Origin of the sequence: Vreelandella azerica, assembly GCF_013112225.1 — a bacterium.
Classification (GTDB): domain Bacteria; phylum Pseudomonadota; class Gammaproteobacteria; order Pseudomonadales; family Halomonadaceae; genus Vreelandella; species Vreelandella azerica.
In genome coordinates this window covers 170,218-186,764 of sequence record NZ_JABFHI010000004.1, presented here as the reverse complement: position 1 = coordinate 186,764, position 16,547 = coordinate 170,218, and the positions used below count along the sequence as shown (strand labels likewise).

At 54.4% G+C, this 16,547-nt stretch carries 16 protein-coding genes and 4 pseudogenes; 11 read left to right on the top strand and 9 right to left on the bottom strand.

The window, feature by feature from the left end; genetic code table 11:
* Nucleotides 1-51: 51 nt before the first annotated feature.
* Together HLB35_RS10980 and HLB35_RS10975 are read left to right on the top strand one after the other, a co-directional pair.
* Nucleotides 52-510: an SRPBCC family protein gene (locus HLB35_RS10980; RefSeq protein WP_171702609.1), complete on the top strand. Its 459-nt coding sequence runs from the start codon at nucleotides 52-54 to the stop codon at nucleotides 508-510.
* 36 nt (nucleotides 511-546) lie between these two features.
* A complete protein-coding gene (locus tag HLB35_RS10975) occupies nucleotides 547-1,002 on the top strand; it encodes a PAS domain-containing protein (protein ID WP_171702608.1) in 456 nt (151 codons plus the stop codon).
* Between the two features lie 93 nt (nucleotides 1,003-1,095).
* On the opposite strand, the gene HLB35_RS10970 is transcribed toward HLB35_RS10975, so the two are convergent.
* Nucleotides 1,096-1,296, bottom strand: a complete 201-nt coding sequence (locus HLB35_RS10970) for a hypothetical protein (RefSeq protein WP_171702607.1) — start codon at nucleotides 1,294-1,296, stop codon at nucleotides 1,096-1,098.
* Between the two features lie 912 nt (nucleotides 1,297-2,208).
* Between HLB35_RS10970 and HLB35_RS10965 the strand changes: the two genes are divergently transcribed.
* On the top strand, nucleotides 2,209-2,760 hold the full coding sequence (locus HLB35_RS10965; RefSeq protein WP_171702606.1) for an opacity family porin: 552 nt from the start codon (nucleotides 2,209-2,211) through the stop codon (nucleotides 2,758-2,760).
* A 239-nt stretch (nucleotides 2,761-2,999) separates the two neighbouring features.
* Here HLB35_RS10965 and HLB35_RS10960 read toward each other — a convergent pair whose 3' ends face one another.
* Nucleotides 3,000-3,317, bottom strand: coding sequence for a phosphate-starvation-inducible protein PsiE (locus tag HLB35_RS10960; protein WP_268895916.1), 318 nt, complete (start codon nucleotides 3,315-3,317; stop codon nucleotides 3,000-3,002).
* Between the two features lie 442 nt (nucleotides 3,318-3,759).
* Between HLB35_RS10960 and HLB35_RS18910 the strand changes: the two are divergent.
* Nucleotides 3,760-4,286, top strand: a pseudogene (locus tag HLB35_RS18910) (AraC family transcriptional regulator ligand-binding domain-containing protein); the annotation flags it as partial.
* 240 nt (nucleotides 4,287-4,526) lie between these two features.
* Nucleotides 4,527-4,766, top strand: coding sequence for a helix-turn-helix domain-containing protein (locus tag HLB35_RS18905; protein WP_422822450.1), 240 nt, complete (start codon nucleotides 4,527-4,529; stop codon nucleotides 4,764-4,766).
* Nucleotides 4,767-4,781: 15 nt separating this feature from the next.
* Here HLB35_RS18905 and HLB35_RS10950 read toward each other — a convergent pair.
* The 6 genes and pseudogenes from HLB35_RS10950 to HLB35_RS10930 form a co-directional block, all read right to left on the bottom strand.
* Nucleotides 4,782-6,433 (bottom strand): annotated as a pseudogene (locus HLB35_RS10950) (fatty acid--CoA ligase).
* Between the two features lie 26 nt (nucleotides 6,434-6,459).
* On the bottom strand, nucleotides 6,460-7,647 hold the full coding sequence (locus tag HLB35_RS10945) for an acetyl-CoA C-acyltransferase (RefSeq protein WP_171702605.1): 1,188 nt from the start codon (nucleotides 7,645-7,647) through the stop codon (nucleotides 6,460-6,462).
* A gap of 47 nt (nucleotides 7,648-7,694) precedes the next feature.
* Nucleotides 7,695-8,800 (bottom strand): annotated as a pseudogene (locus HLB35_RS10940) (acyl-CoA dehydrogenase family protein).
* Between the two features lie 44 nt (nucleotides 8,801-8,844).
* A complete protein-coding gene (locus HLB35_RS18435) occupies nucleotides 8,845-9,192 on the bottom strand; it encodes an AMP-binding enzyme (protein ID WP_328731757.1) in 348 nt (115 codons plus the stop codon).
* Between the two features lie 126 nt (nucleotides 9,193-9,318).
* A pseudogene (locus HLB35_RS18430) lies at nucleotides 9,319-10,310 on the bottom strand (AMP-binding protein); the annotation flags it as partial.
* 120 nt (nucleotides 10,311-10,430) lie between these two features.
* Nucleotides 10,431-11,603 (bottom strand): ABC transporter substrate-binding protein, encoded by a 1,173-nt coding sequence (locus HLB35_RS10930; protein WP_422822449.1) that lies wholly within the window; start codon nucleotides 11,601-11,603, stop codon nucleotides 10,431-10,433.
* Nucleotides 11,604-12,065: 462 nt separating this feature from the next.
* Here HLB35_RS10930 and HLB35_RS18900 point away from each other — a divergent pair, with 462 nt between their 5' ends.
* From HLB35_RS18900 to HLB35_RS17890, 6 genes are all read left to right on the top strand, one after another.
* A complete protein-coding gene (locus tag HLB35_RS18900; RefSeq protein WP_171702603.1) occupies nucleotides 12,066-12,224 on the top strand; it encodes a hypothetical protein in 159 nt (52 codons plus the stop codon).
* A gap of 279 nt (nucleotides 12,225-12,503) precedes the next feature.
* On the top strand, nucleotides 12,504-12,770 hold the full coding sequence (locus HLB35_RS10920) for a hypothetical protein (protein WP_171702602.1): 267 nt from the start codon (nucleotides 12,504-12,506) through the stop codon (nucleotides 12,768-12,770).
* A gap of 86 nt (nucleotides 12,771-12,856) precedes the next feature.
* Nucleotides 12,857-14,080, top strand: coding sequence for a DUF4236 domain-containing protein (locus HLB35_RS10915; RefSeq protein WP_171702601.1), 1,224 nt, complete (start codon nucleotides 12,857-12,859; stop codon nucleotides 14,078-14,080).
* Nucleotides 14,081-14,213: 133 nt separating this feature from the next.
* Entirely contained in the window at nucleotides 14,214-14,894 is a 681-nt protein-coding gene (gene queC / locus HLB35_RS10910; protein WP_171702600.1) for a 7-cyano-7-deazaguanine synthase QueC, read from the top strand.
* Between the two features lie 19 nt (nucleotides 14,895-14,913).
* A complete protein-coding gene (locus tag HLB35_RS10905; protein ID WP_171702599.1) occupies nucleotides 14,914-15,174 on the top strand; it encodes a tunnelling fold family protein in 261 nt (86 codons plus the stop codon).
* Nucleotides 15,175-15,318: 144 nt separating this feature from the next.
* Nucleotides 15,319-15,447: a hypothetical protein gene (locus HLB35_RS17890; protein ID WP_268895910.1), complete on the top strand. Its 129-nt coding sequence runs from the start codon at nucleotides 15,319-15,321 to the stop codon at nucleotides 15,445-15,447.
* Here the strand turns inward: HLB35_RS17890 and HLB35_RS10900 are convergent.
* Complete coding sequence (locus tag HLB35_RS10900) at nucleotides 15,444-16,520, bottom strand: NAD(P)H-dependent flavin oxidoreductase (RefSeq protein ID WP_171702598.1); 1,077 nt, start codon at nucleotides 16,518-16,520, stop codon at nucleotides 15,444-15,446. The two genes, HLB35_RS17890 and HLB35_RS10900, sit on opposite strands and share 4 nt — an antisense overlap.
* Nucleotides 16,521-16,547: the final 27 nt, after the last annotated feature.

Genomic DNA, 16,547 nt, shown 5'->3' with positions numbered 1-16,547 from the left:
CCGCAGCATGGCGAACTACCGTCAACCGTCCTCATAGGAAGTGTTTGAACGATGGTGAAGTCTCAATCCAGTATCCTGATTCGCTGTTCGGTGTCTGATATCTTTCACTTCGTGGTGACCGATTTTGTCCGCAACTATCCGCGGTGGTCGCCTGAAGTTCAATCGCTGACCCCTTTAAGCAGCGGGCCGCTGGCCGTCGGATGGACGGCGCGGCAGGTGAGAATAGATCAAGGGCGCCGTTCCGAGGCCGATTTTAAGGTCATTGCACTAGAGCCTGAACGTCGGGTGTGTTTTAAAGGGATCAAAGACCCTTTTGAAATCAACTACTTTTTTGAGCCGCACTTTGATTACACGCGGCTCACCTTCAGTTTCGAAATGGCACGCCTGAGCCTTGGGTTGCGGCCATTTGAAAAACTTATCCGTGTTGCCGTCAAGGATGGTACGGATCGCGTTGTGCGCGATCTGAAAACACTGGCCGAACGAGAACTTGGTCAACAGAAAACAGACTAATAGGTTTGATAACGCACCCCCTCGGCTGGAGAAACCATGCTATTTATCCCTGATAAAGATACTGGCGTTATTCCACATGTACTGACACAGATTCTGAATACCTGCGTCAATGGCGTCACGCTCTCTGACCCGGATCAGCCGGATACCCCGATTGTTTATGCCAACAGCATTTTCGAGCGGCTGACCGGCTATAGCCAGGAAGAAATTCTGGGGCGTAACTGTCGCTTTTTGCAGGGGGAGGATCGTGATCAACCCGAGCTTGATAAAATCCGCGCTGCTCTTAAAGTGCATGAACCCGTTGAGGTCACGCTGCGCAACTACCGCAAGGACGGCACCCTGTTCTACAACCGGCTGATGATTCAGCCGCTGTATGATAACGAGGGTCAATTAATCTACTATCTGGGCGTGCAGTATGATGCAAGCGAACTCATCAATGCGCAGGCCGAAATCGAACGCCTTGAAAAAGCCCTCAAGAACACCCCTGCCGACTAAAATCTGCTGAATGAACATGGCCGTTGACTGCTTTAGATGACTCAGCGCCAACGGCCATGTTGTGAACGGTACCGGCGTCAGCTCCGGTTCGATTCAACGAGATTCAACAACGTCAACCACCCAGTAGGTGTCACGAGCCTGAGCATAGGCTTCATCCGGCAGCATATCGCTGTCGCGGATGTTGGCCTCCGCCTCTTCATTAATCGCTTTATGCAGCGCAGCAGTGGCCGCCTCTGGGGTATCGAAAATATCGCCATGCGGGCCATTACGCAGGTCGGCAAGTTGGTATTTCATTGGAAAACCTCTGTTTGTTACGGGCAGCGCCAGAGCAGCGAGCGAAATGTGCTTTAAAAATCTGTGTAAACGTCCGCCTAACTCGACGGAGAGCCGCTACAAGATGTCTGTTCATTCCATGCTGCGTAGGTTTATGCTTGGCTCCAGCGTAACACGCAGGCACCGCCAGTAAATCCCGTATTGATCTGTCTGCTGACGCTCGGATACCTTCTACTGGCTGTTCTCCTCGGGCAAGCAGAAATCCTTCGGATGCCTAGCCTACCTGCACCGCTACCCCAAATATAGCTGGCTCAGTTTACAATTCTTCTCGCACGGGCGTTCCTCACGTTAAGATGGTTAATCATGCAAACACGTAACCAAGCCATTAAGTACACGCACTTCTTGCGCCGGACCTCGTTTCGCTCGGCCACTTATGGTAGCGGTTATACCGACTCCTGCGAGGAGGTCTTTATGCAAATTCACAGAGAATAGCTTCTTACGTCGAGACCGAGCTGGCTATTGCCATTCCCGAGCTGAAGCGGCCCTATGTTGCGTGGCGCTAACCCGGTTGGGAGAAAATGTCGGTGGTGAATTAGACGTTATTGCCTTCAGCTAGACGGTGGATTGCTTCGCGAATTCACCCTACGGGTTCGGCGTGGTATTTTGGCAGCGAATGCTCACGGAGGAATTCGCCACCCGCTCGTCATACCTGAATGGGGTAATCACGAATCCATTCTGATTTAAAACCGTGGCTTTGGCCAAAAGGTCAAATTGGGCAGCTGAGAAAAATTCATTTTTTATTTAATAATTGTTGTTAGTTAAGTTGCTTAAGTAGCGTCAAATCCTCTATCCATTCGTTCAGCGCTAATGTAGCATCCGCGCGGCTTGCTACTTTTTGCAAGATGAAACGTATAATGCGTAGAGGTAAAAGAAATGAAAAAGAATATTATTTTGTCCACGTTTGTTGCTGTGTTGGGTATGACCTCAATGATGGCTGAAGCACGTCTTGAGCAAGGCACACAGGAACTGGGTGTGCAGGGAAATCTGGACCTTGATGCACAGGATGATTTTGAACTGAACCTCGATATTACATATGGTCGCTTTATTCGCGATGATTGGCAGGTAGGTGTGAAATCTGGCGTTGGCGCAACAGGCAGTGTTCTGAATTTTGATCTGGGCCTGTTTACTGAATATAACTTCAATAATGCCACCAACTGGGTACCTTATGTAGGAGCCTCTGCTGGGCTGGCAAGTGCTAATTTTGATTTTGATGAAGACTTCAAAGACACCGCTGATGTCGATTTTGAAGATGTAACAGCACTAAGTGTTGGTTTGTCAGGTGGCATCAAGTATTTCATTAATGACAATGTTGCGATTGCTGGCGAAGTTAACCACAATATTTCTACCGACGACATTAATTTTGATGGTGATGAGCTTTCTGATTCCGCCACCAAGATTATGATCGGTACACGTTTTTACTTCTAATACGCGCTGTATTGGAAGGTTGACTGTTCTTTAAGTTTATTTATGCCCTGGATATTATCCGGGGTTTTTTGCGTGTAATGAATGTCTGTTTCTGGACAAAAGGTTCAGGCAAGCGTTAACCGTCTCTTTGATTGGTCTCTGCTGAAAATTTCAAATTGGATTCCCGACAACCCCACTCGGGAATGACAGGGTGGTGGTGGGAATAGGGAATAACGGGCTGTCCTTTTTATTTCTTTTATCTATTCTCGTGGCAAACGCATTAATACAGTGGCAGCAATAGTCAGTAAGACGATGGCACCGGCCTCGAACACGATATTCTGCGGGTTCATTTCCTTGCCTTGCAGAACGATCAAGCGGGCAATGGCGGTGATGGCAATGAAGATTGGGTAGACAAACGGCGAGCCGCGTCCGGTGTAGGAGACCAGCACCATGGCGACGACTTCGGTGTACAAGAACAGCAGCAGAATATCGGCCAGTTCGACGTTGCCTCGCTGGTAAACTCCGAACAACTCGTTGGCGGCGGCGCTCAGGGTCAAGAGCCCGGTGATGACCAGCAGCAGTTTCTGAAGCAGGGTGAAGCCGCCGACGATAAAAACTGCTCGGCAGGGCTGATCCTGTTTGATTCAGGCTGTTTAGGCTCTTGGCCGTCGCTAGGCTGTTTCTTGGTTGAATCTGAGTCTTTCATGGTGGCTCCTGCTAGGTGGGTAAGGGGTTTCTGATTAATACGTACATGACTTATACGAAGTCATGTACGGGTATAATTCTGTCACGCTGTTCAAGCTATCACGCCGTTCAGGCAATGCACACAGCAAACCTGACCCGACAATGTGCTGTATGAAGAGTGGTTTCAGCACCGCACAAATATTGAAGTACTCAAGCGCCTGACAATGCCGAAGTTGCCATGACGCTCGCGCTGGGGGTGGAGTAGGCGATGTAGTATGCTATTTCTAAAGTATTTTCAGTCGGTAATAGGAGGGCATTCTGACAGCAACCATCTCGATGCACTTTGTCAGGTCATTGTTTGATGGCTTGCCGCAGGTAGCGATGTCGCAGCAGAGTTACCTTAAGCGTGCAGGTATTTCACCTTTTTTGCTGCATTCATCCCACGGTCGGGTGACGGTCGCTCAGTTTGCCACCCTCTATCGGCTGTTGGTTAATGAGTACGACGACGAAACACCGGGGTTTTTTGCGCGCCCCTGCGCGGCGGTACTCTCAAGTTCCTGTGTTTAAGCCTAATGGAAGCGCCGACGCTCAAGGTGGCGCTTCATCGCTATACGATGTTTTTCCATATTCTGCTTGATGAATTTGCCTACGATTACAGCACGGAAGGGGATCTGGCGCGTATTGCATTGGTTGAAAAGCAGCCATTGAATGGCAATCGCGTGCTGATACATGAATTGATGCTCAAGCTTTTTCATGGTATTGCCTCTTGGCTGATTGCGCGCAAGATTCCTCCAGCGATGATGGAGTGTGCCTACGCAAAGCCTCAGCATAGCGCAGATTATTTGTACTTCTACCCGGGGAGCGTCACCTTTGATTGCCCACAGACGGTGTTCTATTTCGATCGCGCGCTGCTGGAAGAGCCTATTCGTCAAACCAAACGCCAGCTCGGTGAGTTCCTCAAGCGGGCGCCGGCGGACTGGTTTTATGTGTCCTTTGAAGACAGGCTATTTTCGCACCGCGTCCGGGAGTATCTGGTCAAGGAGTATGCGTTACTGCGAAAGGGCCCTCCTGCCAATGTAAAAGAGGTGGCAGAAGCGCTGAATATGTCGGTGCGTACCCTCTCGCGACGTTTGAACATTGAGGGCACGCACTTTCAGGCGGTCAAGGACGAGCTACGCCGTGATATGGCTGTCGAGGCGCTTACCCGCAGCAGCGAACCGCTCGTGGGTATTGCCGAACGGCTCGGTTTTGAAGACCAGGCCTGTTTCAGCCGCGCATTCCGCATCTGGACAGGCAACTCACCCGCCGCCTATCGGCGTGCCAGCGTGATGCCAACGCCCTGACTGACTGGCCAGTACTCATACATTCTGGCGAATACGCTTTTTATCGAGTTTGCCGACGCTGGTCTTGGGTATCTCATCGACGATACGGATAAAAGAAGGCAGTGCCCAGCGCTTGATCTTGCCCTGCTCGACAAACTGGTTGAGAAATGCCTGAATGTCCTCGTTTTCTGGCGGTGCATTAAGATCGCTGGGTACTATTAGCGCAGCCGGCCGTTCACCCCATTTATCGTCCGCTACTCCGATCACCGCGACTTCGGCAACGTCAGGGGACTGGGCAATCAGGTTTTCAAGCTCAAGCGAGGAAACCCATTCGCCCCCGGTTTTGATGACGTCCTTGATACGGTCTCGGATCTGGAGGAAGCCGCGAGCATCCATTGTTGCCACATCCCCGGTATGCAGCCAACCCTCCCGCCATAGTACCTCGCTGCGCTCAACTTCTTTGTAGTAAGCCTGAGTCAGCCAGGGAGCCCGGACACGGACTTCACCCACAATTTCGCCGTCGTGGGGTAATGGCTCGCCATCCTCATTGACTACCTGCAGGTGTACCAATGGAATGGGTATGCCGGCCTTACACCGCCAGGGTAGCTGCGTCTCGAAGTCAGCCTTGTTAATATCCTCAGGCAGAATATCTGCCGTCAGAAGCGGGCAGGTTTCCGACATTCCGTAGGCACTGCGGGTATCGATGCCGAGCTCCCAGGCGCGGCGTGACAGCGCCTGTGTGAGTGGGCTACCACCTACCAGCACTTTCCAACCGCTGAGATCCACCTTGCCTGACTCAATCGCCTCGGCACCCACTACCATGCCGAGCAGTGTTGGCACACAGTGGGAGAAATCGACCTTCTCGTTGACCAGGAGTTTGATCAGCATCTCGGGTTCGTAGCGCCCGGGGTAGACCTGGGTAGCACCCAGCAGCGTCGCGGTATAGGGAATGCCCCAGGCGTGAACGTGGAACATCGGCGTGATCGGCATATAAACCTTGTCGCGATTGATAAGCTCAAACCCGGGCGCCTGGAGTGTGCTGGCTTCGGTCAGGGTGTGCAGCACCAATTGGCGGTGGGTGAAGTAGACGCCCTTGGGGTTGCCGGTGGTGCCAGTGGTATAAAAGAGCGTGGCTACGGCGTTTTCATCGAAGGTGGGGAAATTGTAGTGGGTGGGCTGGCTGGCAAGCAGAGCTTCATATTCCCCTGCAAGGGGTAAGGTGGTATCGGGCTTTTCTGGCTCGTCCTGGCAAAGCAGATACCCGCGAATAAGCGGCAGACGCGTGTGAAGTGGCTCCAACAAGGAAATAAAGTCCGAGTGGATAAGAACGTAGACGTCTTCGGCGTGTTCCATGGTGTAGTGAACCTGCTCGGGAGAGAGCCGAATGTTCACCGTGTGCAGCACCGCCCCGATCATCGGTACAGCAAAAAAGCTTCCAGGTAGCGATGGCTATCCCAGTCAAGCATCGCGACCACGTCGCCGGCCTGCACGCCCTGGGAGGTCAGCAGGTGAGCCAGTTGGTGAACCCTTTCCTGAAAGCGGGTGTAGCTGTGACGGCTTATGTCGCGGTAAACAATCTGATTGTCCCCTCCCATGCGCACGCCGCTTTCCAGCAGTTCGCTGATTAAAAGAGGTGGGTTGGTTGCCGACGCCGTGGGAGGCAGAATTTTAGGTGTGACAGTTGTCATTATTGTGGATCCTTTGTGCGGATGAATTAACAGCGTTCAATCAGCATTGCTATGCCCTGGCCGCCGCCGATGCACAGGGTAATTAACCCGTAGCGGCCACCGGTGCGTTCAAGTTCGGCCAGCGCCTTGAGTGTCAGAATAGCGCCAGTGGCGCCAACCGGGTGCCCAAGCCCCACCGCACCGCCATTGGGATTAAGCCGCTCTGCAGGAAAGTCGAGCGAGTGGGCCACTGCCATGGCTTGGGCCGCAAAAGCCTCGTTAGACTCAATGACGTCAATATCGCAGATCGATAGGCCTGCCTGGGAAAGACAGCGGGTGACAGCAGGGATCGGGCCAAGCCCCATCAAATGCGGTTCGACACCGCTACTCGTGCCTACCAAAAGCCGTGCTCTTGGAGTCAGGCTACGGCGCTGGGCTTCGTCGGCATCTGCCAGTACCAGGCTTGCGGCACCGTCGTTGAGTCCCGAGGAATTGCCAGCGGTGGCAATGCCATCCTTCTGGAAAGCCGGTTTGAGTCTGGCAAGGTCGTCTAACGTGACGCCTGCACGAACGTGCTCGTCCTGATCAAAAATATATTCCTTTTTACCTGTACGCACAGTAACCGGCACTATCTGTTCGGTAAAGCGCTGTTCACTGATGGCGCGCGCCGCCTTGTGGTGGCTCTCCATGGCGAAGATATCGACGTCCTCCCGGGTAAGGCCGTACTGCTTGGCAATGTTCTCGGCGGTTATCCCCATGTGGCCGCTGCCAAAGGGGTCGCTCAGGATACCTAACGTCAGGTCAGTGATGACGGCATGGCCCATGTGTAGCCCTGAGCGTGATTGTGATGGTAGCAAGGTAGCGCCACGGCTCATTGATTCCGCGCCACCTGCAAGAGCAAGACAGCTATCGCCCAGAGCGATCTGCTGAGCCGCTGACAGCAGCGCCTGTACGCCTGAGCCACATAAGCGGTTGACGTTCAAGGCGCCAGCGCTGTCGGGCATGCCTGCCTCTCGCGCAATATGACGGGCAAGATAGGCATCCTGTGGGGCGGTGGTGATGATATGGCCATAGACCGCATGGTCTACGTCGCTGGCGTCGACGCCAGAGCGCTTGATGGCTTCCCGGGCGGTAATGGTACCTAGCTCAAATGGAGCAAGCCCCGCAAGGCTGCCACCGAAGCCGCCAATGGCCGTACGGACGCCGCTAAGGATGACAACAGAATCAAAACGCATGCGTTTACCCTTCTTTAGCGGAATAAGCAGATTAAACTGAATGTCTGTCAGGGTTTGCCCAGCAGCGAACGAGCCACTACCTCTTTCATGATTTCCGAGGTGCCCGCGTAAATCGTCTGCACGCGTGCATCAAGATAGAAGCGTGAAATCGGGTATTCGTGGGTATAGCCGTAGCCGCCAAACAGCTGCAAACAGGTGTTGGCTGTGGAGCACTGCATCTCGGTAAGGCGAAGTTTCAGAATCGCAGCCTCGGTGGGTCCCATCTTGCCGTGACGATACTGGGACATGCACTTTTCCAGGTAGGCGCGGCCCATTTCGATATCTGCCCGCACCTCGGCAAGTGTAAAACGAGTATTCTGAAAATCGCCTATGCGTTGACCAAAGGCGCGGCGTTCCTGGACATATTCCAGTGTCAATGCAAGAGACCCCTCCATAGCACCGAGGGCTTGCGCCCCTACGCCCAAACGCTCTCTGGGCAGTTCTTGCATCAGGTAGACAAAGCCCGCGCCTTCTTCACCCAGCAGGGCATCCTCGGGCAATTCAATGCCGTCGAAAAACAGTTCGGCGGTATCGCTGGCGTGCTGGCCGATTTTTCTGATGGGGTGACCACGGGAGAAGCCAGGCAAGCTTGTATCCACCAAAAACAGTGAAACACCTTTGGACCCGGCGCCGGGATCTGTCTTGGCGCAGACAATGACCATATCCGCTACCTGGCCGTTGGTGATAAACACCTTGCTGCCGTCTAGCTGCCAGCCATGCTCGGTACGCTGTGCGCGGGTCTTCATGGCTGCCATGTCGCTGCCAGCGCCGGGTTCAGTCATGGCAATAGCGCCGATCGCGTCTCCTTTGGCCATGGCCGGCAGCCAGCGCTCTTGCTGTGCGGGCGTGGCGATGTGCCAAAGGTAAGGCATTACAATATTGGCATGGATATTATAGGCGCTGGCCAATCCGCCAAAGCCATGTCGCGAGATTTCCTCGATAACGAGCTGAGTGATGGTGAAATCTGCGCCGGCACCTCCCAGCGTATCAGGCATATCGATACCCAGTAGCCCCTTTTCGCCCATGTGCTGCCACAGTGCGCGCGGTACTTCGCCAGCTGCTTCCCAGGAATCGTAGTGGGGGCAACTTCCTGCTCCAGAAAACGGCAGATCATGTCGTGGAACAGTGGGGTCAGTTCATCCTCTGGTGTGTTAATAGTCACGCGTGGAGCTCCTTGCGCAGATAGCGCTTGAGGATCTTGCCGGCGGTGCTTTTTGGCAAGCTGTCAGCAAAATGGATCTGCTTGGGCACCTTGTAGTGCGCCATGAGGCCTTTGGCATGCTCGATCAGCGCTGCTTCGCTCACTTCTTTCCCTTCTTTGAGCACCACCACAGCCGTGATTGCCTCTATCCATCTATCATCAGGCAGGCCGATTACAGCAACTTCCGATACGCAGGGGTGTTGAAAAAGCACCTCTTCCACCTCACGGCTGGCAACCACGATGCCGCCGGTATTGATCACGTCCTTGATGCGGTCAACCACAAAGAGATATCCCGCCTCATCCATATAACCCACATCGCCGGAGTGAAACCAGCCACCCATAAATGCTTCTTCAGTCATCTCGGGTTTGTCCCAGTAACCGGTGAGCAAGTGGGGCGAACGGTGAACAATCTCGCCGTGTTGTCCTGCTGGCACGTCGTTCATCTCGACGTCGACAATGCGTGTCTCGACCGTCAGTATGGGGCGGCCCGCCGAGGCGGGACGGTCATGATGTTCTTCAGGCCTCAATACCGTGGCAAGGGGGCAATCTCACTTTGCCCGTAGCAGTTATAGAGTCCCACGCCGGGGATTCGCTGGCGCAGTTCGTCGAGTACCGGTACCGGCATGATCGAGGCGCCGTAATAGGCTTTTTTCAGGTGGCTCAAGTCGTGGGTGTCAAAATCGGGGTGGCGCAGCAGGCCGATCCATACCGTTGGCGGGGCGAAGAACGAGGCAATACCGTGATGTTGGATCTGTGCCAGACAGTCATCCGGCGTGGGCGCTTCGCGCAGGTGCACCGGGGCACCCAACAGCAATGCCGGCATCAGGAAGACATGCATCTGTGCAGAATGGTAAAGCGGCAGAGCAGCAAGCATTGGCTCGCTGCTCTTGATTTCCAGAGTCACCATGCAGGCCATGTACTCGGCCAGCAGCGCCTGATGCGTCATCATTGCTGCCTTGGGGGCGGCGGTAGTGCCCGACGTATACAGTAGCTGTGCCAGACTCTGGCTATCCAGCTCTACCTCGGGTTCCTCATCATCCCCTGTGGCCAGGGCTATCTGAAGCACATCTAAGTCCGTGTTCTCTTCGGCGTGTAGCGTGCCGGAGAGCGTCAGGTGATGCGATAGGCAGGCAGCGTTGACGGTATCAGCCAGGCTTTTATCACTTAATAACCCGCTGGCGCCGGATTGCCCAAGGATATAGCTTAGTTCCTCACTGCTCAGAGCGAAGTTGATCGGTACGTGAACCAGGCCAGCGCGGCTAGCTGCCAGCCAGGCGATTACATAGGCATCTGAGTTTTTACCATAGACGGCCAGGCGATCCCCTGGCTTAAGCCCTTTAGCCAGAAGGTGGTTGGCAACTCGGTTGACAGACCGGTTCAGGTCGTCATAGCGCCACTGACGTTGGTTAAATGTCAGTGCCATACAGCTGGCATTTTTTCTGGCGCTGCGTGCAAATGCGGCACCGATGGTGTTTTGCTGGATACGGCTTTGCATGGTGATCACATCTCCTTCGTTGGTATTGTTGTCAGAAAGAGAGAAGGATTAACGGTTGTTATTGACCAGGGGGCAGTCGCTCTCGCTCAAGGGGCGGAAAGCTTCTTCAGCAGGAATAGTGCTTACCAGGCGGAACAGGTCGTCTTCATCAGTCGACTCGCTGGGTGTTTTGACTTCCACCAGGTACATGTCATGAACCATGCGGCCGTCCTCGCGGATATACCCACCGCTGGCAAACATATCGTCAACCGGAGTAGCGGCCATCTGTTGGCGGACCGCCAGTGCTTCGTCGGTGCCGGCGGCATCGACTGCCTGCAGGTAGTGAAGGGTGCTGGAATAGAGGCCCGCGTGAACCTGAGTAGGCATGCTGCCAGTGCGCTCTTTAAAGCGTTCAGCCCAGGCGCGTGCTTCATCATTCAGGTCGTAGTACCAGGCCGTGGTGAACTGTAGGCCTTGTGCTGCTTCCAGCCCGAGACTGCGTACATCGGTACTGAACAGTACCATTCCAGCCAGAATCTGCCCCGCTTGAGTAATACCAAACTCGCCTGCAGTACGAATGGCATTGGTCGTGTCAGAACCTGCGTTATTCAGGGCTATCACATCAGCACCAGATGCCTGGGCCTGTAGCATGAAGGAGGAGAAATCATTACTGGGGAAAGGATGCCGAATGGAATCGACGATGGTACCGCCGTTTTCTTGCACTACGCGGGTCACATCGCGCTCAAGCGCATGACCAAAGGAATAGTCGGCACTGAGCAGAAACCAGTCGGTATTACCTTCCTGAGTGATGGCGCTGGCGGTGCCGTTGGACATTGCCCAGGTGTCGTAGACCCAATGAATATGGTTTGGAGAACAGCTTTCATTCGTCACCCCGGAAGAGACAGCGCCATTGACCAATCCCAGGCGGTTTTCCTCTTCCAGCAGCCTGACGGCCGCCAGAGTGACCGATGAGGCAACAAGCCCTGTCACCATATCCACGTTTTGTTCATCAATCCAGCCGCGAACCACGCTGGAGCCAACGTCGGGGCTGTTGCGATCATCGGCGCTGAACAGTTGTATGTTAGCACCGGCGATGTTGCCACCCACCTCCTCGATAGCCATCTCGATGGCGTCTTGGCCCAGTGGGCCAATGGGGTCACGGTAAGCACCGGACATATCTGCCAGATAACCGATTCGGATTTCGTTGTCAGTAATCTCGTCAGCGTCGGCGTGACCAGCCATCATTACGGATGTAGCGAGGGTACCGAGGAAAAGACATTGCGTTATTTTCATTGTGTAGCCTTTGCTGTTGTTATTGGAGATAGCCGATGTAGTTTTCAGCCGTGGAGTCTGGTCATCACCAGAATGGGCCAAGACATCATGCTAGAAATAAACACGTGTGCTGAGTTGACCAATCCGGTCAATTTTTTGCAATTCGTGCCAAACTAACGTCGCCGACTATCAGGCGTAATCATTAAGTTGCATATCCACCTTTCAAATACTGGCGCCTGCCATCAAGAGGGCGATGTTTGTTGATCATCGCTGCGACCATCCTATTAGTTCCTTTCCTTATCCTTACTGTGTTGTTATTGTTTACTTATGTATTACAAATTGTAATTATTAAATTAATATGTAAATCAGTCACATAATCATCAATCATAGAGAAGGACGATGCCCGGTCGTACTGATATTTAAACGCTTTATTTGACTGTCTATAACCGCCTCGCTGATTGGGTGGGGCTCCTTTATTGGGCGGAACAGCTTGAGGCCAGTGGACTTGATGCGGTAAACCAAGCGTTCACACAAGCGCCTGAGTTTGATGAACTTTATGCTGGACAGACTAGACTCCCCAACAGCAGGTGAATACGCTTTATCAGCATTTGTTAGGCCGTGATGCTGAAGCCAGGGCCGTAATTACTGGGCTGAGCAACTTGATAGCGGTGCATTAACGCTTTCATCTTTAGCATTTACGCTGGCACAAGCCGCCGCAGAAGATGATAAACAAGCGCTTGAGAACAATATCCAGGCTGTCAAAATCCCGAACCCGAACCCGAACCCGAACCCGAACCCGAACCCGAACCCGAACCCGAACCCGAACCCGAACCCGAAACAGACCCGAATCTTTTACGCCTGGAACTGACTTTGAGTGATCAATGGACATCAGGCAGCAACAGCATCAGTTTTACTCTGGAGTATCCCTCTACAGTTACTCTGGATGATGTATCCTTGCAGGGCGGGGGAGCTTTATCGACGTCATCATCAAGCTTCAGTAGCGGTGGTATCACAACGGCAAGCTATTCACTTTCTGCGACCAATGGCTCTACCAGTGGAGTGCTCGAATTTGAGTTTGCCATCAGTGGCGGGAACGAGGTCGGAGTGACGACAGGCGATGATGGAATCATTGCATGATTGAATTTATCATTTGTTTTAAGTAGCTAGCCGATTAAAAATTGAGTTGGACAATGCGATACAAGCGTTTGGGTAACACATAGTCAATGGCGTTTCGATTTCAACGACGGATCAGGCTGGCACCAGGCGTGCGGCTCAACCTTAGCAAACGGGGGCTGGGGCTATCGGTCGGGCCGCGTGGCGCCAGTGTCAGTATCGGGCCAAGTGGCGCCCATGCCCATGCCGGTATTCCAGGTACAGGACTTGCTTACCGCACTAAACTGAATCGGCGAGGAGCCAGAAGCCCATCATCCGCTGCTTCCCCCGCTTCCGGGCCTGATAACACCACGTCACGCCTGCCTGAGTCAGGCCATATCGACCTGCGACTGGCGGTTGATGATAAGGGTAACGTTGATTACCAATGGCCAGACGGCCAGCCGCTTTCCAGCGAGGATGTCCGGGAGGTCAAGCGCCAGGGCGAAGAGATGATCCGCGAGCGTCTTCAGGTTATCTGTGATCAGCGCAATGCGGCTGTTGATGTGCTGGGTCAGCTGCATTGGAGCACGCCTTGCCCGGATACCCGCGGCTATACCCCTCAATCCTTTGCAGCACCCGCACCGTCGCCACCGGCGCCGCTCAGAATGAAATGGTGGCAGCGCCTATGGCCGGCCACACGCAAGCGCCTGGAAGCCGAGCAAGGTCGGCGTCAGCAAGCTTTTGACAGCGCTTATCGGCGGTGGGAAAAGCGCAAGTCTGATTTTGATGCCGCTGAGTCTGCTCGCCAGCAGCGTGAAGAGTCAGGCGTCTATACGGATATGGATGCCATGCAACAGGCGTTACGCGAGCGGCTGGAGGAGATTGACTGGCCGCGCGAGACTCAGATTGACTTTGACTTAGGCAGTAATGAGCGCACCATAGCGGTGGACATTGACCTGCCCAATGAAGACGAGATGCCGGGTCACTACTGGCAGATGCCCGCCAAGGCCTTGAAACTGACCCCTCGACAACTCAGCGCCACCCGTCAGCGTAAACTTTACCGTGATTACGTGCATGGCGTGGCGTTTCGCGTGATTGGGGCTATTTTTTCCCGTCTGCCCAGCGTTGAAGAAGCCAGAGTGTCTGGTTATCGTCAGGTGATTGACCCTGCAACGGGCGGAGAACTTGATCAATATCTTTACAGTATCCAGGTGACCCGTGAGCAGTGGTGCCGTATCCACTTTGACCAGCTGGAGCAGGTTGATCCTGTGGCAGCCGTGGTAGCCTTCAGCCTGCGCCGGGATATGACCAAGACGGGTATCTTTCGGGATATTCAACCCTTCAGTTTGGATTAGCCTTTGTTTAGACGCTTTGTTCTGGCCAATCTCAGGCTGACTGCGTAAAATCCCGCTTAGCCGGACCGGAACCCGGCAGCCAGCCATGCTGGCATCCCGCTTTGTACAAATTCTCCGACAATGAGCACCCCTGATGTCACAACCTTCCCAACACCGCCCCGCTGTGGTGGTGTATTCCGGCGGCATGGATTCCTTTACCCTGCTGCATCGTGCCCTCCATCAGCATACTGATGTACATGCGCTTTCCTTTGACTACGGCCAGCGCCATTCCCGTGAACTGGGTATGGCCCGCCAGGTCTGCCAGACCCTTGGCATCGCCCACCAGGTGGTCGATATTCGCGCTATTCATGGCCTGATTGATAACTCGGCGCTGACCGATCCCCGCCAGGCCATTCCCAGTGGCCGCTACGCCGCAAGCAATATGCAGGTGACCGTGGTGCCCAATCGCAACATGATGCTGTTATCAATGAGCATCGCCAAGGCGATCAATATCGGCGCTCGGGATGTCTACTATGGTGCCCACGCGGGCGATCACCTGATCTACCCGGACTGTCGCCCGGCATTTGTGGAGGCCATGAATCAGGCTGCCGGACTGGCGGACTTTAATCCGGTGACCATTCACGCGCCTTACCTGCAGGCTGCCAAAGCCGATATTCTGGCCGATGGAATCAGGATGGGCCTGGATTACCGCCACACCTGGACCTGCTACCAGGGCGAGGAACTGGCCTGCGGTGAGTGCGGCAGCTGTATTGACCGCCTGGAAGCCTTTGCCGCTAACGGCATTGAAGACCCCATCGCCTACCGGCCGTCCTGATCTCCCAAGAGGCAACACCATGTACCATATCAAGGAAGCCTTCTACACCTTGCAGGGTGAAGGGGCGCATTGCGAAGCGCTGTTGAATGCCCAGCGGCCGCCCAATGTTTCTTGGGTCACCCTGACTCTGAGTGCTGAAACCATTGACGATGCGGCGTTCGGCTACAGCCATGGTCTGAAGCGCCACCTTGGCAACTGTCAGCGCATTGCTCATGGCCATCGCTCACGCTTGGAGATTTGTCAGCGCGGCCAGCGGGTACCGCAGCTTGAACAGCAATAGAGTGACTGGCTTAATCATTGCTACCTGATCGAAGATGCGGATATTGTCGAAACATCACAAGATGGGAAAATTTTATACCGTTATCTTTTAACTCAAGAAACATTCAGCCTGGCTCTGCCTGAGTCGCGCGCTGAAGTGCTCAAGGTGCCCACCACGATTGAAAACATCGCTCAATGGCTGGCGGACAAGGTCGCGACGCAAACCAGCGAGCCCACCCACATCGTAGTGTTCGAAGGAATCAGCAAAGGCGCTACAGCTGACGCCAGCCCTTAACCCAGCCACTCTTTTACCAGGGTGTTAATCAGTTCCCCTGCGGGTATTTCTCGCGCTAATGCGGCGCCCTGGCCGGCCCAGTGGGCGGCAAACCCGTGCTCACCCTGGCGCGCCGCTGCGCTGGCCAGTGCTTTGCCTGCCGCATAGGTGAACGGGTAATCCGGCGGTGGTGGTGCACTTGGATGATGAGCTGAGCCAGCATCAATATCGCGGTGAAAGCGATTAACAATGCCCCGCGCGGCGCGGCCGGAAATACTCTGAGTGACTTCGGTATACTGGCTCTGCGGGCTTTTCAACACCTGACGATAGGCGTCATCCGCCGCTGATTCTGGGCATAGCACAAAGGCCGTGCCCAGCTGAACGCCTGATGCTCCCAGCGCCATGGCCGCTGCAATGCCCTGGCCATCCATGATGCCTCCGGCGGCGATAACCGATATGCCACACTGCTGGCTAAGCAAGCGTACCAGCGCCAGAGTGCCGATCCTGGCATCACCTTTGGCCGGGTCAAACACGCCTCTGTGGCCTCCCGCTTCATAGCCCTGGGCGACGATTGCATCCACCCCAGCGGCCTCGATTTCACGCGCTTCGTCCAGGGTGGTTGCACAGCCCAGGGTCACGATACCTGCTGTTTTGAGCGTCTCGACCCAGGCCGCTTGCGGCACGCCAAAGTGAAAGCTGACAATAGCCGGTTTTTCTTCCACCAGCATATTCAGCGCCACGTCGTCTTCAACAAAACTGGTGTAGATCTTATCCAGCTGGTTGGGCGGTGTTGCGCCGAATTCAGCAAACATGGGCGCCAGTTGGTTCAGCCAAGCGGCCTCGCGGGCGGCATCGTATCTTGGTGCCTGATGGCAGAACACATTGACATTAAACGGCTTTGACGTCAGTTCTCGGGTTTGAGTAATCAGTTCGCGGGCTTTTTCTACTGAGCTGGCGCCAATGGCAATCGACCCAAGCCCTCCGGCATTACTTACCGCTGCCGCCAGCGCAGGCGTAGACACGCCCGCCATGGGCGCCTGGATAATCGGATAGTCAATGCCGAGCTGCTGAGCAAGGCTGGCCTGTTCTAACATGATCGTCTCCCAAGGAAGATGATTATA

Bases quoted from the DNA above. Each gene is read 5' to 3' on its own strand.
- HLB35_RS10980 (WP_171702609.1), top strand. From the start codon at position 52: ATGGTGAAGTCTCAATCCAGTATCCTGATTCGCTGTTCGGTGTCTGAT.
- HLB35_RS10975 (WP_171702608.1), top strand. From the start codon at position 547: ATGCTATTTATCCCTGATAAAGATACTGGCGTTATTCCACATGTACTG.
- HLB35_RS10970 (WP_171702607.1), bottom strand. From the start codon at position 1,296: ATGAAATACCAACTTGCCGACCTGCGTAATGGCCCGCATGGCGATATT.
- HLB35_RS10965 (WP_171702606.1), top strand. From the start codon at position 2,209: ATGAAAAAGAATATTATTTTGTCCACGTTTGTTGCTGTGTTGGGTATG.
- HLB35_RS18905 (WP_422822450.1), top strand. From the start codon at position 4,527: ATGTCGGTGCGTACCCTCTCGCGACGTTTGAACATTGAGGGCACGCAC.
- HLB35_RS10945 (WP_171702605.1), bottom strand. From the start codon at position 7,647: ATGCGTTTTGATTCTGTTGTCATCCTTAGCGGCGTCCGTACGGCCATT.
- HLB35_RS18435 (WP_328731757.1), bottom strand. From the start codon at position 9,192: ATGGATGAGGCGGGATATCTCTTTGTGGTTGACCGCATCAAGGACGTG.
- HLB35_RS10930 (WP_422822449.1), bottom strand. From the start codon at position 11,603: ATGGCTGGTCACGCCGACGCTGACGAGATTACTGACAACGAAATCCGA.
- HLB35_RS10915 (WP_171702601.1), top strand. From the start codon at position 12,857: ATGGCGTTTCGATTTCAACGACGGATCAGGCTGGCACCAGGCGTGCGG.
- queC (WP_171702600.1), top strand. From the start codon at position 14,214: ATGTCACAACCTTCCCAACACCGCCCCGCTGTGGTGGTGTATTCCGGC.
- HLB35_RS10905 (WP_171702599.1), top strand. From the start codon at position 14,914: ATGTACCATATCAAGGAAGCCTTCTACACCTTGCAGGGTGAAGGGGCG.
- HLB35_RS10900 (WP_171702598.1), bottom strand. From the start codon at position 16,520: ATGTTAGAACAGGCCAGCCTTGCTCAGCAGCTCGGCATTGACTATCCG.